Source organism: Shewanella sp. NFH-SH190041 (assembly GCF_024363255.1).
Classification (GTDB): domain Bacteria; phylum Pseudomonadota; class Gammaproteobacteria; order Enterobacterales; family Shewanellaceae; genus Shewanella.
The window spans coordinates 2,725,022-2,740,588 of sequence record NZ_AP026070.1 but is presented as its reverse complement, the minus strand read 5'-3'; the positions used below and the strand labels follow the sequence as shown (position 1 = coordinate 2,740,588).

The following is a 15,567-nucleotide window of genomic DNA, read 5'->3' as shown; positions in this document are numbered from 1 at the left end:
GATTAATATGCGGTTATAACGTTTTATTTAAATCAAATCAAAACTTCTAATTGAACCGATTAAATCAGTTGCCAATCTATTTAAGTCTTGGCAAGTCGATGCTGTTTTCTGGGTTCCCTGTGTATTATCATCTGCATAAGATTGAATAATAGTGATGTTTCGGTTGAGCTCATTGGCGACAACGTTTTGCTCTTCTGTCGCGCTAGCAATTTGATTATTCATATCGGTAATAATATTCACGGCATGATTAATGCTGAGAATACTTTTTCCGGCATCTTCAGCTAACGTTAGTGAGCTTTTCATTTGCTCTTGACTTAATTGCATGGCTTGATCCGCTTGCGCAGTGCGGTTTTGTAGCATTTCAATGGTATGGCTAATTTCTTCAGTCGATTTTTGGGTGCGTTGAGCTAATGTTCGCACTTCATCTGCGACAACAGCAAATCCCCGTCCTTGTTCACCCGCCCGCGCAGCTTCAATAGCGGCATTTAAGGCTAACAGATTGGTTTGCTCTGCAATTCCTCGGATAACATCCAGTACGATACTGATATTTTTACTGTCTTGCTCTAATTGTTGTACCACGTCAGATGCTGAGGTTAATTGTTTCGCAACGCCATCAATACTCAGCACAGTATTTTGGACAATGTCAGTTCCCTCTTTTGATGCGGATAAAGCATGGTTTGCAGCTTCGGCAGCTGCCGTGGTATTACTGGCAACTTCTTGCAATGTTGATTGCATTTGATTCATTGCTGTTGCAACTTGATTGATTTCATTCAACTGTTGAGACATTCCATCGGCTGATTGCTCTGAGATAGTACTCATGTCTTTAGCCGCAGTACTTAACTGGCCCACTGAAGTGGTAATATCTGTAACTAACGCATTGAGGCTATCTTTCATGTCCCGAATAGCGACAGCTAATTGGCCTGTTTCATCATGATTGATACGGTCTTGTTCTATCCATTCGCATAGCACTCCTCGCCCCAGATTACCTTTTGCAATGGCCATTGCTTGTTCAACCAGCATCTTTAGCGGATGACAGATTTGACGTGTTAATAATGTAGAAAATACGATGAGGAACAATATATCTAAAATAGTAATTACTATGATGCTTACTTTAGCTGAAAAATAACTATTTTCTGCAAGGTCACGGTTTTGTGCATTAAATTTACGGGAAATTTTTACCAGACTTTCAACATCGAGCAAAATATCTCTGAATTTTTCATAGCTATCATTTAAGAGAATATTTTTAGCTTGATTTGTTTCTCCATTCGCTAATAACAACATTATATTATCATGTGTGTGGGCATATTGCTGCCAACCTTGAGCTATCCTGTTGATAACTTGTAGTTCATTTTGGTCTACTACCAGAGATTTGTAACTTTCGAGTCTTGAATTTAATCTCTCTCTGTCTATTTGAAGAGATTCTGTGTATTCATTTTTTAGTTTGTCATCATTTTCAGATAATAAATATCCTAACTGATAACGCCTGAAATCAGTAATATCATAACGGATCTGACTGATAGTATCCGTTATAGGAATATTTTTAGTTGTAATTTCCTGTAGCGTGTCATTCATTCTATTAAATAAGAAAAGAGAGGAGAGGCCAAGAAAGACTAACGCTATGCCACATATCGAAAATATTATCGCCAGTTTTTTGCTGATGGACAAATGTCTGAAACGCATAAATAACCTTATAAAACAAGCAAAATTTAATGTGATGGATATTGCTTGGTAGAAATAATGGAATCGCAAACAATAAGTAGGAAAATTGAACTAGAAGACATTAGTTTTAAATTAACACACAAAATGTTTTTGATTATTTGGTGAACATTGCTCTTTGTATTTTTTAAGTGTCAGATTGGATGTAATCAAAATGACGACTTTGATTGCTTTTATAACAAAGAGTTATATTTATTATCTTAAGCAGAGGTAAATTAAAACATGATTAATGTCACAAAAATATATTTTTACGTTGAAAATTATAAATTTACCTACCTATAAATGGATGCTTAACAAGCATTTTTACACATTGTTAGCAATACCTAGTGTGTTATTAGGCTTGTAAAAATGATTATTGTAAGTGGATTGTTTGATATATATACAATATGCGGTTTTTGAATTAATGCCTGAATAATATTAAAGCGTGGTTAGTGTTAACTACGCTACCTATTGTTATCCCGATAACTGAAACGTGAAAGACTGAGCTTACAGCTTAAGGTTTGTTGAGGCATGATCTTCTCTCGCAGCCGCCGCAAGTATCCATTAGAATAGCCGCAACTTAATGACTTTCGCCGGGTTAGCCGGAGTGAAATAGCAAACTGCAGACTGTTTCTCTGCACTGGAGTAAAAATGCAATTATTCGTCAATGATCTGACTGTTATCGACTTTTCTTACCTGTGCCCGGTGCGCGGCATGGTCGGGGAAAGCTGGATAGTGGATGTAGTACTCGATGGTGGGCTCGATGAGCAGAATATGGTGCTGGATTTTGCCAAGGTAAAACGCAGTATCAAACAGACCATTGATAATGTCTGTGATCACAGATTATTAGTTCCTGTTGCCAATGATGCTGTGCGCTGGTTACAACAGGGGGAACAGGTGATGTTGGATTTTGCCAGTGCGATGGGGCCTATCCATTTGGCTTGCCCAGAGCAAGCTTTTGCCCGGATTGAAACTGATATCATTGATTTTGAAAGTGTTAACCGCTTCCTGATTCAGGCTCTGCAACATGTGCTGCCACAGAATGTTGCCCATATCAGCCTGATCCTGCGCCATCAGTTACTGGAAGGGGCTTATTACCACTACAGCCACGGGTTGAAAAAACATGACGGTAATTGTCAGCGCATTGCTCACGGCCATCGCAGCCCTATCAGTATTTTCCGTGATGGCCAGGCAGAACCAGCTCTGGAGCAGCGTTGGGCAGAGCGTTGGCAGGATATTTACTTAGGTGGCGAAGAGGATTTAGCCTCGGTAGCAACATTGGCTTTATCTCCGCAAGCTCAGGTAGATGATAATAGCCATTATGGTTTTGCTTATACTGCGCCGCAGGGACATTTTCAGTTAGCCATGCCTAAGGCACGTTGTGAGTTAATTCCTCACGACACCACGGTCGAATTATTGGCGCAATTTATTGCCCGTGAATTGCAAGCTGAAATACCAGAGAGTGAATTTCGCGTCATTGCTTATGAAGGAGTAGGTAAGGGCGCCATTGTTTGTGAACCGGGCAATCAAGCAACTGCACCAAAGGCATAATCATTGACTGTCAGGCTGTTACCTTTTTAGCGGCGGTTGACCTTCAGGCCTGTTTAGACAACAGTTTGAGCGTTTGATATACAAGGCAGCAGCTTGATATTGAGTCGCACTAGCAGATAAGCCAATAATGCAAAATGCAGTAAAAAGTAATCTCAAACGCTGTTAGTGGGGTTCGGTTAACAGCGTTTTACACTTTGTTGATAGGTTTTGCTTAGCATGACTGGGTAGAAATCCTCACTTTGCGATTAAAACGCTTTTATCTTGCACAAAATATAATCGTGGAAAGTCAACAGAGTCTAGTCATAGCTTTTTTCAGGGAGAAATCATGAGTTGGCAAGATAGTGTAGCCGCAAGACAAAAAGACGTGGTGAAGGCGGGAAATTACCGAGCTGCTAGCCACAGTCTGACTGTAGCACTGTGGCTCAGTATGGCTTTATCTGCGACAGTGAATGCTCAGCCCATATCGGTGCCCTTTTTAACGCAAGCACTACCAGAGCTGATATCCTCCTCTTCATCGTTAGCTGACTTATCCCTAGGCCAAGGCACTGTTGACGCTTCATCTAAGCATATCGCCCCGATTTTCCCTGCACAGATAATGGCGGCGGATGATGAACTGCAGGCCGTTGCAGCTAAGCGCGGAGATACCATTGTACTGCATGGCACGTTACGTCAAGGGGCGCTTATTCGTGCCAGTGTTACCCCCGGCAGTGAGGTGCAGCTTAATGGGCAACCACTTAAGGTCAGTCCTAGCGGCTTATTGGCATTTGGCTTTGAGCGAGAAGCGGCAGCAAAACAAACACTCAGTATTCACTATCCTGATGGCCGCCAGCAGCAGCTGGAATTGGCCATTACGCCGCAGCACTACCGTATTCAGCATGTCACTGGTATTGCTAAGCAGATCATGCAGCCTTCGAAGGCAAGTATTACCCGGGCTAAACAAGATGCCGCACAAGTGCGCGCCGCGCGTAATGAAGTGTCTAATGGTGATGGTTTCGCCCAGACATTTATTTGGCCTGTGACTGGCCGCATTAGCGGTGTTTATGGTAGTCAGCGGGTTTATAACGGCGAGCCTGGACGACCACATTATGGGATAGATATTGCTGCGCCGCGGGGCACTGGCGTTAATGCTCCGGCCGATGGCGTGGTGACCTTAGCCGTTGCGGATATGTTCTATTCTGGCGGCACCATGATTATTGATCATGGTTATGGTGTCAGCTCCAGCTTCCTACATTTAAGCCAATTACGGGCGAAGGTGGGGGACAAGGTCAAGCAAGGTCAAATTGTGGCGAATGTTGGCTCCAGTGGCCGCTCAACCGGGCCTCATCTAGACTGGCGGATTAATTGGTTTCAGATGCGGCTAGACCCGGCCACAGTTGTAGGCCCCATGCCGAAATAAGGTATTTACATGTAGTAGGTGTGCAATTAGTCTCCAGCCTAAAATTTTTTGTGTTGGTGGTGCGTGTGAATATCGAACAATTAATTAGAAGTTACTGCTCACAAGGCGGAGCGTGGGACTATTTATATACACAACTTCTTCTAGCTGGTTGCAGCGCTAATTTGGCGCAATTGTTTATTGAAAAATTCTCTAAAACGCTTGGTAAAGATAACGCTGATTTAGCATTAGGTATATTTCAGGAATGGCAACGTTCTACTGATGAAAGAACGATCGAAGTTATGTTGAAAATTATCCCCATGCCGAAATAAGGATCTCGGCATAGGGCAAACTAGCTTAGTCAGCAAATTGTGGCAGCCAGATTTTCTGCGCCTGATACAGCTCATCAAACATGGCTTGAATTTGGCTTAGGGTACAATTGGTGGCCGTTACCGGATCCAGAGACAGGGCATAACGGGCAGCGTCCAGATCATTTGTCAGCGCTGCCTGCACAATGAGCTCTTGCACTGCGGTATTGGTTTTGATCAGACTGGCACATTGTGTCGGCAGTGTGCCCATCGCTTGAGGGTGCAGCCCATTACCGTCGACCCAAATAGGCACTTCCACTACACAGTTTTGCGGCAGATTATCAATCAGTAGTCCGGTTGGCTGGGCATTGGCTTGGTTGCCATTGATGCGGGTGCGCTCATTGCTGACCATGGCATGGATAAGCTTAGGGGCATTGAGCATATTCTCTCGGATCACAAAATCCTGCTCACCCGCTAGCTGAGCAGTAATTTCGGCTTCCCCAGCAGCGCGCACCTGTTCTTCCAGTGCCAGCAGGTTCCAACGCTGTGGTAAAAAGGCATTGATCATCGCCTCATTTTTACGGAAATAAGGCAGATAATCACTGCAATGCCAGTGGTTTTCTGTGCACCAATGGCCGAAGAATTTCAGCACTTCACAGCGCACACCATCGGCAGCATAAACCTTGTCATCTTTAGCCATCGCTTGTAACCGGGGCAGTAAATCCGTTCCGCCCGCACTGAGCTTGGTGATCCAAGTCATATGGTTAATGCCGGCAAATTCATAATCCACATCGGCCGGCACATCATGGTACATCAGTGCCTGCCATAGCTCGGGGGTATAGGGGTGATCGACCCAAGGGCCAACGCCAAGATAGCCGCATAACTGGGCAACGGTGTAACGAACGCCATAGCACAACCCAATGGATTTGATATCGCTAAAATCCTTAGCCGCCCAGGTCAGTGGGGCCAGTGGATTGGCATAGTTGATAAACAGGGCATCCGGGCAGAGGGTTTCCATATCCCGTAAAATCGCCAGCATAGGGGGAATATGACGCAGCGCGCGGAAAATACCGCCCGGCCCCATGGTATCACCCACTTCTTGGATCACGCCGTATTTTGCTGGAATGTCCATATCCAGTTGCCACGGTTTCAGCCCACCCACCTGAATGGTGCTAATGACAAAGTTGGCACCCCGTAGCGCCGCTTGCCTATCAGTGGTAGCGTGAACCTGCACCTGCATGCCGGATTGTTGCACCATTTTTTCTATCAAGGTCTGGCAGCGGCCCAGCATAGCTGGATTAATATCCATGAGGGTGATCTGCATGCCATTCATGGCCGGATAGGCCAACAATGCAGAGATAATTTGCCGGGTAAACATAATAGAACCGGCACCTATGATGGTGATATTGGGAGCGTGGTGCATAAGTCTTAACCTAAATTAAACAGTGTCCGCCAGGTGCCCTTATGCTGTTTTAGCAGCAGGCTATGGACAATCAGCGCTAGCAGAATAATGATGCCGTAGATTAACCGAGTCCAAAACCCGGCCAGTCCGGCGGAAATAATACCGGCTTCCAAAATACCGATAATACAGGCCCCAAACAGGGTGCCCAGTAATGTGCCTTTCCCCCCCAGCACAGAGGTGCCGCCGATAAATACGGATGCAAAGACCAGCAGCATATAACCTTGGCCTTGGTTCGGCCACCAACTGCTCATCTCTAGGCTGACAAAGACCCCGACAAAGGCCGCAATCAGCCCCATGAGGATAAATAGCCAGATACGGTTGGCGCCAACATTGACCCCCATCATGCGGGCCGCTGCGGGGTTATCGCCGATAAAATTAATATTATCGCCCAGTACATGGCGTGCCAGCAGCCACCATAGCAGTGCCAGCATAGCTAGCGCCCAGAGCATTTGTGCCGGGATCCAGCCATCAATGCGTCCGACCAGCAGAGTATGTAGCCAGGTTTCTCGTACTTGGGGAATACTCAGAGCAATACCGTCAGCAATGACAGTTGTCAGGCCGCCAAGGAAAAACTGTGTGCCTATGGTGGCAATAATTGAAGGAATATTAAAACAAACGACTAATACACCATTGAGTAGTCCACATAGGGAGCCGGCCAGTAACGCCGCCAGAAGCGCTAATAATGGTGATTGGGTTGCACTAAAGACAGCGGCAAAGGCATAGCCCCCCAGTGCGACCACAGCGGGAAAACTCATATCAATTTCCCGGGCGATGACCAGCAGCGTCATGGCAAATGCCAGCATGGCAGTAAATGGAATGGTCGACATCAGCGAGGTATAGATACGCGGATGCAGAAATGTCTGTGGACTGGTAAGCACAAATAGCCCCCAGAGCAGCAGTAATATTACCCCTGTCAGGGTCGGAATTTTATGATCACGGAAAAAACGGGTCATGGATACAAGCCAATGGTTAGATCAGGCAGCGCCGCGGCCGATTGCATTGAGCAGGGCGCGTTGCAGTTCGGTTTCGGTCATGTCAGATTTTTGATATTGGGCCACAATATGACCGCGGTCCATCATCACAAAGCGGTCCGCCACCCGAAACGCATCATTCATATTGTGGGTGATTAGCAAACAGGCGCGCCCCTGAGCTTTGAGGGTTTCAATAAAGCACAGCACTTTTTCTACCTCACCCAAAGAGAGCGCTGTGGTAGGCTCATCTAAGATCACGACTTTGGCATCAAATAGCATCGCCCGGCCGATCGCCAGACCTTGGCGTTCACCGCCAGACAGTTGACTAACACAGGCATCGATATTGGCACCTACACCATGAAACGCCAGTTTACGTAATAACGCTTCTGCCTGAGCCCACTCCGCTTTATGATCAATAAACCCCAGCCGGGTAGTCAGGTGGCGACCAAGAAATAAGTTGCGCCATAGTGGCTGTTGCTCGCCCAAAGAGCCGGACTGATACACGGTTTCAATGCCCAACTTTCTGGCTTGATTGACCCCGTAACGCCGGATATCCACCCGATGACCATCAATATACATATCCCCTTCATCTAGGCTTTCAGCCCCAGCGATAAGTTTAATCAAGGTCGACTTGCCAGCACCGTTATCCCCCAGCAGGGCACAAACTTCACCACTTTTCAGGCTGAAGTTGATGTCACGCAGGGCATGAACAGGCCCAAACCATTTGTTTAGGCCTTGAATGTTCAGAACTGCTTGGGTCATTAACGGATCCCTTTAGCAGCCAGTGGAGCGATCAGATTGATATTCTCTTTACTGACAAATCCGGCACCAGTATTAATATCCAGCCCGGAGAAACCATAACGTTTGCTCAGAACCAACTGCACCACGGAGAGATATCCCATCAAGTAAGGTTGGCTGTCTGCAACCAGCTGAACATAACCGGTTTTGATTGCGTCCGCTGTGGCCGGTGACAGGCTGAAGCCTGCAACATAAATCTCACCTGGGCGCACGCCGGCATTACGTAAAAAGTTACCCATCTGGGCGGTTAACGCGCCGTGATCGACCAAGATCATCTTTACATCAGGGGTGCGGGCTAGATACGCCGTAATGGCACTGGTACCTAGGCTTGGATCTTTATCGGTTTCTGGTGAAATTTGCAGAAAATCCACCTTGATCCCGGCTTTTTTCAGGGTAGAAATTAAGCCGCGAGTCGAATCACTGCGCTCGGCAATATCTTTAATCCCCCAAACTAACGCTTTGTCACCAGCTTTAAGGTGGCTGCGGCGCAATGCCTGAGTTGCCAGTGCAATGCCACGGTCTGCATTGCTGACGCCAACATAACCAAAGCCGCGAGCCTGATCAGCTGCTAGTGTTTGTGGCAAGGCGGTATCGACAGAAGTTACCTGAATGCCTTTATTCAATGCTTCATCAATCAGTGGTTGATAAGCGGCATCTCCCGGATGACCCATAACCACAATGCCAGATGGATCAGCGGCCAATGCTTGTTTGAAGTTTTCAATCATTTTCTGTGGCTGCCAATCTGAGTACATGACTCGCAAATCCACCCCCAAATCTTCTGCCGCTTGCTGGGCTCCCGTCTGCACGACTCGGGCATAAGGTCCGCCAACGGGGCCGCCAACATCAAACCAGATCGACATATCTTTGCCTGATTGGGCAGCCATTACTGGCAGCGCAGCTGACAGTGTCAGAGAAAAGAGTAGGGCACTGAGGGTACGTTTAGAGCGGAAAGGGAAAATCATGAGTACACCGGAAAACAGCCAAAAGAAGCTAATTTTGCCTGATCCCGGTGACGGGTGTCACGTAAAAATCCGGTCAGATAATCTCATGTTGGTAAACTGTGCTGTATATAGCATTTAAATGTATTGAGGCTGTATGGAGATTGTTTTGTGAACAAAATATCTGATTAAGTATAGCGCGAGGGTATTGCTGCTTTTTACTAAGAATTTATGATTTCAGTATTAACAACTCAGTCAATTTGCTGAAAATTAGACACATTTGTTGGATATTGCAGCAATTAAATCACTATTTTGAAATATCACTTGCCAAGTATGATTGCCATCGATATAGTTCGCCCCGCTTTCGACGGACACACAGTGTTACAGACGAAAATCGGACGCGGGATGGAGCAGCATGGTAGCTCGTCGGGCTCATAACCCGAAGGTCGTTGGTTCAAATCCAGCTCCCGCAACCACTTCCTTTATTATGAAGTCAAACTGATAAAAACAAATCGGACGCGGGATGGAGCAGCATGGTAGCTCGTCGGGCTCATAACCCGAAGGTCGTTGGTTCAAATCCAGCTCCCGCAACCACTTCCTTTATTATGAAGTCAAACTGATAAAAACAAATCGGACGCGGGATGGAGCAGCATGGTAGCTCGTCGGGCTCATAACCCGAAGGTCGTTGGTTCAAATCCAGCTCCCGCAACCACTTCCTTTATTATGAAGTCAAACTGATAAAAACAAATCGGACGCGGGATGGAGCAGCATGGTAGCTCGTCGGGCTCATAACCCGAAGGTCGTTGGTTCAAATCCAGCTCCCGCAACCACTTCCTTTATTATGAAGTCAAACTGATAAAAACAAATCGGACGCGGGATGGAGCAGCATGGTAGCTCGTCGGGCTCATAACCCGAAGGTCGTTGGTTCAAATCCAGCTCCCGCAACCACTTCCTTTATTACGAAGTCAAACTGATAAATACAATTCGGACGCGGGATGGAGCAGCATGGTAGCTCGTCGGGCTCATAACCCGAAGGTCGTTGGTTCAAATCCAGCTCCCGCAACCACTTCCTTTATTATGAAGTTAAACTGATAAAAACAAATCGGACGCGGGATGGAGCAGCATGGTAGCTCGTCGGGCTCATAACCCGAAGGTCGTTGGTTCAAATCCAGCTCCCGCAACCACTTCCTTTATTATGAAGTTAAACTGATAACTACAATTTGACAGCAGTATAATGCAACAAGGTAGCCTGTCGGGCTCTTATTTCTTATAAAGCGTCGAAGGTTGTTGGTTCAAATCCAGTTTCAGCAACAACTTCCTTTATTATGAAGTTAAACTGATAACTACAATTTGACAGCAGTATAATGCAACAAGGTAGCCTGTCTGGCTCCTATTTCTTATAAAGCGTCGAAGGTTATTGGTTCAAATCCAGTATTAGCAACAACCTCCTTTATTATGAAGTCAAACTGATAAATGCAATTCGACACGATTTCTTATCAAATGTCGACGATTGTTAGTTTATCTAGTCTTATTTCTTACTTTATTTTCTTTACCTTCTCTATCTCTTTGCGCTTGTCTGCACCATATTCTAAGAGTAATTTCCTGCCTCAAAATGTTATATTCTGAAATCGTGATATTGTCACCATCCAATTTTTAGATTTTGTTCTCTTTTCTATCTCAATTTATCCCTATTGTCACATAGCGCTCATAATGGCTAGCCGATCCTGTGGCTTAATCCCTACTTTTAAAATGGTTAAAGAAAAAAGGCGTCTAGCAATATGCCAGTTTGCTTACTTTTTCATCATTACCGGCCAGTCCATATGGGGTAGTACCTGATTACGGCACATTGATTTTCGGGTTGTAGCATCATGTAGCTTTTAAGCGATTCAGTCACAAGTTACACCGGGCATGGCTGGCTGAGGGGAAAGTGTGGGAGGAGGCGCGATAGCTGTTCTGCGACAGGTACGCTTCGCTAGATACCTTTCGCAAGGTAAATCTGTATTCGTACCTTACGATTACGGCATTAACGGGTGAGTGATATTTGCCCATTTAGCTGAATATCAGTGGGGCGCAGATCTGTTTATCTTTTGTGGCGGCCAAAGGGTATAATGGCTGCCAATTTTATAAGCTAGCGTAACGATTGATACATGTTTTCATTTTTTGCCGCAGCCCCGAAGGGCTTTGAATATGCCCTGGCGGGTGAACTGGCCGCTCTGGGCGCCAGCGAAATTAAAGAGAGTGTAGCCGGGGTGTATTTCTCTGCCACACTGGAGCAGGCCTACCGTATTACCCTGTGGAGCCGTTTGGCCAGCCGGGTGGTACTGATTATCTATAAAGGTGCCTGTGAGTCTGCCCAGCAATTGTATGATGCGGCCTACTGTATCGATTGGCCCAGCCATTTTGATTACCGTTGCAGTTTTGCCATTGATTTTCATGGTACTGGCGGCTTTATCAATAACTCTCAGTTCGGGGCATTAAAAATTAAGGATGCGGTAGTTGACCGTTTCCGTGATGATTTTGATCGTCGTCCTGACGTCAGCCGCACTGATGCTGATATCCGCATTGATGCCCATTACCGCAATAATCAGATCACTATCGGGTTGAACTTTTCCGGTCCTGCCTTACATCAGCGTGGCTACCGTGATCGTACCGGTGAAGCGCCGTTGAAAGAAAACTTAGCGGCTAACATGTTGGTCCGCAGTGGCTGGGCGCAGTCAATGCAGACCTTGATGGACCCTTTCTGCGGCAGTGGTACCGTGGTGATCGAAGCGGCATTGATTGCAGCCGATGTGGCGCCAGCATTAAAGCGGCGTAAATTTGGTTTTGAGCACTGGCGCCGTCATAAAGAAGAGATGTGGCTGGAAATCAAAACAGAGGCAGATGTCCGTGCTAATCGCGGGTTGCAGCAGTGCGATATCCACTTTTATGCGTCAGACATTGACTCCCGGGTGGTTGCACTGGCTAAGCGCAATGCCCAATTGGCTGGTGTCGCGCATCTGATTGATTTTAAAGTAAGCAATGCGCTGAATGTGACTCCGGCAGCCGACACTGGCTATCTGGTGACTAACCCTCCTTATGGTGAGCGACTGGGCAATATGTCTGAGTTGCTGCAGTTGTATTACCAGTTGGGTGACAAACTGAAGCGAGAATTTGGCGGCTGGAAAGTGGCCATGCTGTGTTCCGATATTGAGCTGATGTCAGCCATTAAGCTTAAAGCCGATAAACAGATGAAGATGTTTAACGGTGCGCTGGAATGTGGTTTTAATCTTTATACCTTGCATGCAAAATCAACCCGCCGGGAAATGCCGTCAGCAGAAGGTGTTGATATCACTAAGGTTGCCGAGCCGTTTGCTAACCGTTTGAAAAAGAATATTAAGCAGCTGGATAAGTGGGCCAAGAAAGAAGGATTAGACTGCTACCGCATTTATGATGCTGATATTCCAGAATACAATGTTGCTGTTGACCGTTATCAGGATTATGTGGTGGTTCAGGAATATGCTGCGCCAGCTAAAATTCCTGAAAATGTCACTAAGCGTCGCATGACAGATATGCTGTTGGCACTGCCTGCGGCAGCAGGCGTGGATCCAGAAAAAATTGTACTCAAAACCCGCGAGCGGCAAAAAGGCACCAGTCAGTATCAGAAGCTGGATAAAGAAAAACTGGAGCTTATTACCACTGAATATGGGTGTCAGTTCCGCGTTAACCTGACTGACTATCTGGATACTGGCCTATTTTTAGATCATCGTCTGACCCGTAAGTTGGTTGGCGAAAAATCTAAAGGTCGTGATGTACTGAACCTGTTTTCTTATACCGGCTCGGCCTCTGTGCATGCGGCAAAAGGTGGTGCTAAGTCTGTTACCACAGTGGATATGTCTAATACCTATCTTAACTGGGCTAAAGATAACTTTATGCTCAATAAGCTGATGGGACGCCAGTATCAGTTTATCCAAGCCGATTGTCTGCAGTGGGTGCGTGATTGCGAGCAACAGTTTGATCTTATCTTTATCGATCCGCCAACCTTCTCTAACTCCAAGCGAATGGAAGATTCTTGGGATGTGCAGCGGGATCACGCTCAAGTGCTGATTGATCTGAAAAAACTGCTCAGACCCGGTGGTGAGATTATTTTCTCCAACAACAAGCGCAAGTTCAAAATGGATATGGAACAGCTCGCCAATGCGGGGTTGAGTGCAAAAAATATCGATGCTCAGTTGTTGCCGATGGATTACAAGCGCAATGCTCAGATCCATAATGTCTGGCTGATCACCCATGCCTGAGTCTTTGGTGCTGTACCACACCGATGGTTGCCACTTGTGTGAGCTGGCGTTTGAGCTGCTGTTGCCGCTTGGCCTCTCCGTAGCACGGGTGGATATCTGTGATGATGAGACATTGGCTGTGCGTTATGGCACCCGTATTCCCGTACTCAGACAGGCCGATGGCCGAGAGCTGAATTGGCCGTTTGATCAACAGGCCGTGAAGAAATTTTTGGGAGATAACTTTGAGTTTGGTTCGAATTAACAAAGGATCACTGGCCTATGGCTATATCCCTTTGTTGCAAAATGCTGATTTTACCATTGAGCCCGGTGAGCGGGTTTGTATTGTTGGCCGTAATGGCGCGGGTAAATCTAGCCTATTAAAAGTGTTGTCTGGCGATGTGTTGCTGGATGATGGTGAGTTTAATATTGCCACTGACGTGAAGGTCAGTCGTTTGCAGCAAGATCCGCCTAAGCAGGAAACCGGTACCGTGTATGCCTATATTGCCGGTGGTTTGCAGCAGGTGGGGGAAACCCTGGAGCGTTACCATCAGCTCTCCGCTACTATCGGCCAAGCAGAGCCTGCTGAGATGGAGCGGATGCTTAAGCAGATGGAGCGACTGCAAAATGAATTGGATCATCTTGATGGTTGGCTGCTCGATACCCGGATTAATGGTCACTGTAAACGGTTAGGGCTGGATCCGGCCACGCCGCTGTCTGAGCTGTCCGGTGGCTGGCAACGTAAAGTTGCATTAGCCCGGGCGCTAGTGAGCGAGCCAGATCTTCTGTTGTTGGATGAGCCAACTAACCACCTGGATATCGACACCATTGAATGGCTGGAGCAATATTTGCTGGCTTATAAAGGCGCCATTGTCTTTATCAGTCACGACCGGGGCTTTATTAGCCGGATGGCAACTCGAATTGTCGATCTTGACCGAGGAGTCGTGACTTCTTGGCCTGGCAATTATCAGGCTTACCTTGACGGTAAAGCGGAATGGTTGCGGGTTCAAGAAGAACACAATGCCAGCTTTGATAAGAAACTGGCAGAAGAAGAAGCTTGGATCCGTCAGGGTATCAAGGCGCGTCGTACCCGTAACGAAGGTCGGGTGAGGGCATTAAAAGCCCTGCGGATGGAGCGTAAAGAGCGCATCAACCGGCAGGGTAATGTCAATATGGCGGTGTCTGAATCTGAACGCAGCGGTAAGCTGGTGTTCGAGGTAACCGACTTAAATTACAACTTGCCAGACTTAAATCTGGTGAAAAACTTCAACACGGCGGTGATGCGCGGTGATCGGATTGCCATTATCGGCCCGAACGGGTGTGGTAAATCGACCCTGATTAAGCTGCTGTTGGATAAAATTCAGCCTCAGTCAGGTAATGTCCGTTGCGGTACCAAGTTGCAGGTCGCGTATTTTGACCAATATCGCGAAGCGTTGGATCCAGAGCAAACCGTGGAAGAAAACGTCGGTGAAGGCAAGCAGACGGTCACGGTTAACGGTAAAGACCGGCATATCCTCAGTTATCTGCAGGATTTCCTGTTTTCTCCTGCCCGAGCCCGTACACCAGTGAAGGCATTATCCGGTGGGGAAAAGAACCGTTTGCTGCTGGCCAGACTGCTATTGCGCCCAGCAAATTTGATCATCCTCGACGAACCGACCAATGATCTTGATATTGAGACACTGGAATTGCTAGAGTCCATGTTGGCTGAGTATCAGGGCACCCTGATTATCGTTAGCCATGACCGGGCATTTATTGACAACACCGCGACCAGCAGTTGGTGGTATGCCGGCAATGGTCACTGGAGTGAATTCCTTGGGGGCTATCAGGATGCTGTCGATCAGGGCGCACGTTTTTACCGTGAGGAACCTGAAGCCGAAAAAGCGGTCGAAGTGAAAGCACAGGTAGAGAAAAAGCCAGAAGTAGTTGTTAAGCAAGCTAAAAAGCTGTCTTATAAATTACAGCGTGAATTAGATTCATTACCCCAGTTAATGGAAACGCTGGAAACGGAAATTGAATCTTTGCAACAAGCTGTCAGTGAACCGGATTTTTACAGTCAACCTAGCGATCAGGTTAACAGTCGCTTGAGTGAGCTGGCCGAAAAGGAACAACTGCTGGAACAGTACTTCGAGCGTTGGGAAGAACTGGAATCAATGAAGTAATGCCAATTCCAATCAGTAATTGAGCGTTAACCGCGGTCAGACTGCCTTATCCCTACAGAGGGC

The 15,567-nt window shown here is 46.7% G+C and carries 11 protein-coding genes and 7 tRNA genes; 13 read left to right on the top strand and 5 right to left on the bottom strand.

Annotated features, from left to right (window positions below):
- Window positions 1-27 precede the first annotated feature (27 nt).
- On the bottom strand, window positions 28-1,680 hold the full coding sequence (locus NFHSH190041_RS12175; RefSeq protein WP_261922090.1) for a methyl-accepting chemotaxis protein: 1,653 nt from the start codon (window positions 1,678-1,680) through the stop codon (window positions 28-30).
- Window positions 1,681-2,346: 666 nt separating this feature from the next.
- Here NFHSH190041_RS12175 and NFHSH190041_RS12170 point away from each other — a divergent pair.
- From NFHSH190041_RS12170 to NFHSH190041_RS12160, 3 genes are all read left to right on the top strand, one after another.
- A complete protein-coding gene (locus NFHSH190041_RS12170) occupies window positions 2,347-3,246 on the top strand; it encodes a 6-carboxytetrahydropterin synthase (protein ID WP_261922089.1) in 900 nt (299 codons plus the stop codon).
- 325 nt (window positions 3,247-3,571) lie between these two features.
- Entirely contained in the window at window positions 3,572-4,642 is a 1,071-nt protein-coding gene (locus NFHSH190041_RS12165) for a M23 family metallopeptidase (RefSeq protein ID WP_410010830.1), read from the top strand.
- Window positions 4,643-4,707: 65 nt separating this feature from the next.
- Entirely contained in the window at window positions 4,708-4,950 is a 243-nt protein-coding gene (locus NFHSH190041_RS12160; RefSeq protein WP_261922088.1) for a hypothetical protein, read from the top strand.
- Between the two features lie 25 nt (window positions 4,951-4,975).
- On the opposite strand, the gene melA is transcribed toward NFHSH190041_RS12160, so the two are convergent.
- The 4 genes from melA to NFHSH190041_RS12140 are packed head-to-tail and all read right to left on the bottom strand — an operon-like array spanning window position 4,976 to window position 9,119.
- Window positions 4,976-6,349 carry an alpha-galactosidase gene (melA, locus tag NFHSH190041_RS12155; RefSeq protein WP_261922087.1) on the bottom strand — a complete coding sequence of 458 codons (1,374 nt, stop codon included), beginning with the start codon at window positions 6,347-6,349 and terminating at the stop codon, window positions 4,976-4,978.
- Between the two features lie 5 nt (window positions 6,350-6,354).
- Window positions 6,355-7,341, bottom strand: coding sequence for an ABC transporter permease (locus NFHSH190041_RS12150; protein ID WP_261922086.1), 987 nt, complete (start codon window positions 7,339-7,341; stop codon window positions 6,355-6,357).
- Between the two features lie 21 nt (window positions 7,342-7,362).
- Complete coding sequence (locus NFHSH190041_RS12145) at window positions 7,363-8,121, bottom strand: ATP-binding cassette domain-containing protein (RefSeq protein WP_261922085.1); 759 nt, start codon at window positions 8,119-8,121, stop codon at window positions 7,363-7,365.
- On the bottom strand, window positions 8,121-9,119 hold the full coding sequence (locus NFHSH190041_RS12140) for a substrate-binding domain-containing protein (protein WP_261922084.1): 999 nt from the start codon (window positions 9,117-9,119) through the stop codon (window positions 8,121-8,123). Before NFHSH190041_RS12140 ends, NFHSH190041_RS12145 begins: the two co-directional genes overlap by 1 nt.
- Window positions 9,120-9,494: 375 nt before the next feature.
- Here NFHSH190041_RS12140 and NFHSH190041_RS12135 point away from each other — a divergent pair.
- From NFHSH190041_RS12135 to NFHSH190041_RS12090, 10 genes are all read left to right on the top strand, one after another.
- Window positions 9,495-9,571: transfer RNA gene (locus tag NFHSH190041_RS12135), tRNA-Met, on the top strand.
- A 41-nt stretch (window positions 9,572-9,612) separates the two neighbouring features.
- Window positions 9,613-9,689, top strand: a tRNA-Met gene (locus NFHSH190041_RS12130).
- A gap of 41 nt (window positions 9,690-9,730) precedes the next feature.
- Window positions 9,731-9,807, top strand: a tRNA-Met gene (locus tag NFHSH190041_RS12125).
- A 41-nt stretch (window positions 9,808-9,848) separates the two neighbouring features.
- Window positions 9,849-9,925, top strand: a tRNA-Met gene (locus NFHSH190041_RS12120).
- A gap of 41 nt (window positions 9,926-9,966) precedes the next feature.
- Window positions 9,967-10,043: transfer RNA gene (locus NFHSH190041_RS12115), tRNA-Met, on the top strand.
- Between the two features lie 41 nt (window positions 10,044-10,084).
- Window positions 10,085-10,161 (top strand) — tRNA-Met (locus NFHSH190041_RS12110).
- A 41-nt stretch (window positions 10,162-10,202) separates the two neighbouring features.
- Window positions 10,203-10,279: transfer RNA gene (locus NFHSH190041_RS12105), tRNA-Met, on the top strand.
- Window positions 10,280-11,242: 963 nt separating this feature from the next.
- Window positions 11,243-13,369, top strand: coding sequence for a bifunctional 23S rRNA (guanine(2069)-N(7))-methyltransferase RlmK/23S rRNA (guanine(2445)-N(2))-methyltransferase RlmL (rlmKL, locus tag NFHSH190041_RS12100; protein ID WP_261922083.1), 2,127 nt, complete (start codon window positions 11,243-11,245; stop codon window positions 13,367-13,369).
- Entirely contained in the window at window positions 13,362-13,610 is a 249-nt protein-coding gene (locus NFHSH190041_RS12095) for a glutaredoxin family protein (protein WP_261922082.1), read from the top strand. The genes rlmKL and NFHSH190041_RS12095 overlap by 8 nt, the downstream gene beginning before the upstream one ends.
- Entirely contained in the window at window positions 13,591-15,504 is a 1,914-nt protein-coding gene (locus tag NFHSH190041_RS12090) for an ABC transporter ATP-binding protein (RefSeq protein WP_261922081.1), read from the top strand. The genes NFHSH190041_RS12095 and NFHSH190041_RS12090 overlap by 20 nt, the downstream gene beginning before the upstream one ends.
- Window positions 15,505-15,567: the final 63 nt, after the last annotated feature.

Coding starts and splice junctions, on each gene's coding strand:
- rlmKL (WP_261922083.1), top strand. CDS start 11,243: ATGTTTTCATTTTTTGCCGCAGCCCCGAAGGGCTTTGAATATGCCCTG.
- NFHSH190041_RS12150 (WP_261922086.1), bottom strand. CDS start 7,341: ATGACCCGTTTTTTCCGTGATCATAAAATTCCGACCCTGACAGGGGTA.
- NFHSH190041_RS12170 (WP_261922089.1), top strand. CDS start 2,347: ATGCAATTATTCGTCAATGATCTGACTGTTATCGACTTTTCTTACCTG.
- NFHSH190041_RS12175 (WP_261922090.1), bottom strand. CDS start 1,680: ATGCGTTTCAGACATTTGTCCATCAGCAAAAAACTGGCGATAATATTT.
- NFHSH190041_RS12140 (WP_261922084.1), bottom strand. CDS start 9,119: ATGATTTTCCCTTTCCGCTCTAAACGTACCCTCAGTGCCCTACTCTTT.
- NFHSH190041_RS12145 (WP_261922085.1), bottom strand. CDS start 8,121: ATGACCCAAGCAGTTCTGAACATTCAAGGCCTAAACAAATGGTTTGGG.
- melA (WP_261922087.1), bottom strand. CDS start 6,349: ATGCACCACGCTCCCAATATCACCATCATAGGTGCCGGTTCTATTATG.
- NFHSH190041_RS12095 (WP_261922082.1), top strand. CDS start 13,362: ATGCCTGAGTCTTTGGTGCTGTACCACACCGATGGTTGCCACTTGTGT.
- NFHSH190041_RS12165 (WP_410010830.1), top strand. CDS start 3,572: ATGAGTTGGCAAGATAGTGTAGCCGCAAGACAAAAAGACGTGGTGAAG.